General features: G+C 45.8%; 1 protein-coding gene. It reads right to left on the bottom strand.

The annotated features are described in order from the left end of the window. Window positions 1-277 (bottom strand): DNA translocase FtsK (locus AAEY79_RS14730; RefSeq protein ID WP_352289081.1); only part of this gene is annotated, 277 nt, incomplete at both ends.

The raw sequence follows: 277 nt of genomic DNA, 5'->3' as shown, positions 1-277 counted from the left end.
GCCTTGGGCTGTCACAATACCTTGGCTTTCCATCATTTCAATAATGCGGGCGGCGCGATTGTAACCAATTTTAAATTTGCGTTGTACGCTAGAAATGGAGCCGCGGCGAGTTTCGGTAACAAATGCTACCGCGTCATCATATAACGCATCCAACTCTTCTTCGCTATCGGAGGTTTCACCGGGTAACAGTACTTGTTCACCATCTGTAGCACCATTAAGAATTTCTTCAATATATTGTGGCTTACCACGAGCACACCAATCGGCTACGACTTTATGC

The organism is Psychrobacter sp. GW64-MNA-CIBAN-0177, from assembly GCF_040309585.1.
GTDB classification, from domain to species: Bacteria; Pseudomonadota; Gammaproteobacteria; order Pseudomonadales; family Moraxellaceae; genus Psychrobacter; species Psychrobacter okhotskensis.
This window is presented reverse-complemented; position numbering and strand designations above follow the sequence as displayed.